Origin of the sequence: Sedimenticola hydrogenitrophicus, assembly GCF_025175675.1 — a bacterium.
In the GTDB taxonomy this organism is placed as follows: Bacteria; Pseudomonadota; Gammaproteobacteria; order Chromatiales; family Chromatiaceae; genus Sedimenticola; species Sedimenticola hydrogenitrophicus.
Genome location: NZ_JANIOA010000093.1, coordinates 1 through 1751, shown reverse-complemented (window position 1 = coordinate 1751; position 1751 = coordinate 1). Strand labels below are relative to the sequence as shown.

Genomic DNA, 1751 nt, shown 5'->3' with positions numbered 1-1751 from the left:
TATACTTTTAGGATTGCTCACCTGGCTGACGTTTCACTTGATCGGCCTGGACAATGCCGGAGCCTGGGCGGTGGGCGCTGGCTTGATGCATGTGATTCCCTACATAGGTCCGGTCTTTACAGCGTTGGCGACTGGTATGGCCGCCTTTATTCAATTTGATTCGGTCTCAATGGTGCTAATGGTCGCGGGGTCATCGTTGTTAATAGCGACCGCTGTGGGTGTGTTCGTCACAACCTGGGCCACCGGTCGTATAGCCAGGATGAATGCGGCGGCGGTGTTTATTTCGTTGTTGTTTTGGGGCTGGCTGTGGGGCATTTGGGGAATGTTGCTCGGCATCCCGATCATCGTTGTGGTGAAAGTGGTTTCCGAGCATGTGGAACAGTTGCTGCCAGTAGCAGAACTGCTTGGCGAATAGCGGCGCAAGATAAGCGTCCATTGCCATAGACGGGTCTCACTAAGATCAAGGACTGGGTAATCGGTCGCTGCGACAGTCCGAGCATCACTGCACCTCCACGTCCTGGAGTGCCGACCACGCAGTGCTGACATGTTCTCACAGCCGTCCGTCCTCGTCCGCGATAAACAGTGCGGCAATCCCCGCTTGATCCGCCGCGCGCAGCCCGGCGGCATGGCCCAGACAGAGCAGCGCAGTGGACCAGGCGTCCGCCCGGACGGGATCGTCGTCAAGCACCTTCACCGAAACGCTGTCGTGGGTGATCGGTCCCGTGCCGCCACCGAGTTCCACCACCGTGCCATCGCCGACGGGAAAGGCGGACGCCATGGCCCGTGCCAGTGGCGCACTGCTCGGCGTTACCGAGGCGACGCGCAAGGGCGAGGCAAACCACTCCGAGAAAAATATCAGTTCGGAATTGCGTTTCATTGTCTACGGCCTCTTTCGGTACCCTCATTCTTGAACGTTCAACCGCCAACCCGGCTCACAGTCATCACCAGCCAGGTGCTATAAGCCGCATAGGCCAGCAGCAACGGGCCGCTAACTCCCGATCCATCAACGCATCCATCACGGCCGCACCGTGGCGGGTGCCCGACTACGCGGTGTGCATGGAAAGAACATGACCCATTTCGGGGCGGGCCCGGCAAACACCCAGGCAGCCGCATACGCCCAACCCGGAACGCACGGACTTCTTCGGTTTCGTCCATCCCGGAGAAGGGCGTGATTATAACGGCAATGCGATGACGATCCAGCAGCTTGGGTTTGTGATGATTATCGCGAGGGTAGCGATCGCCTTGGCCACTCTGACGCTGCGGCGCGAGCGCCGGCCCGCTGCGCTCGATGAACTTGTCCAGCTCACCGCGATCCAGCCAGACCCTGCGGCACTGCGGACAATAGTCGATCTCGATACTCTGGCGATCGCTCATAACCAGGGTGATGTCGTTGCATACGGGCATTTCATTTTGTTCTCCTGATTTCATCGCCCACCGACCAGCGTGCAGTCATGTCGGGATTAAGTAAGTTTCGTTCACAATTCAATCACACTGATATGCCGATCCTATACGCTGGAAAACAGGCTGCTCGTGAATTGTCGGCGTTCGCATTGACCTCCATGACAACGTTTCGTTTCCCGACGCGATGTGCAATGAGATGCCTGCGACCAGCAGTATACCGGCGTCGAGACCGCAACCTGCGCAGACCCGCAAAGCCGTTCGCACAGGGTATAATCTGCCGGTAAAATACCGTCTTCAGCTTTTGCCCAATTCTTCATTGGCCCACTCCCCTGAAGATCGGATTTTTTTTC

Annotated in this window: 4 protein-coding genes; 1 reads left to right on the top strand and 3 read right to left on the bottom strand. The window is 57.7% G+C overall.

Annotated features, from left to right (window positions below):
* Window positions 1–415: AI-2E family transporter (locus NPX02_RS21040; protein ID WP_260296023.1), on the top strand; the 415-nt coding region annotated here is incomplete at its 5' end.
* 135 nt (window positions 416–550) lie between these two features.
* Here the strand turns inward: NPX02_RS21040 and NPX02_RS21550 are convergent.
* From NPX02_RS21550 to NPX02_RS21020, 3 genes are all read right to left on the bottom strand, one after another.
* Window positions 551–877: an FAD:protein FMN transferase gene (locus NPX02_RS21550; protein ID WP_335342620.1), complete on the bottom strand. Its 327-nt coding sequence runs from the start codon at window positions 875–877 to the stop codon at window positions 551–553.
* 38 nt (window positions 878–915) lie between these two features.
* The gene (locus NPX02_RS21545; RefSeq protein WP_335342621.1) at window positions 916–1374 is read right to left on the bottom strand and encodes a TFIIB-type zinc ribbon-containing protein; all 459 of its coding nucleotides are present in this window, start codon (window positions 1372–1374) and stop codon (window positions 916–918) included.
* A gap of 131 nt (window positions 1375–1505) precedes the next feature.
* On the bottom strand, window positions 1506–1751 hold a 246-nt coding region (locus NPX02_RS21020), incomplete at its 5' end, for a hypothetical protein (protein ID WP_260296022.1).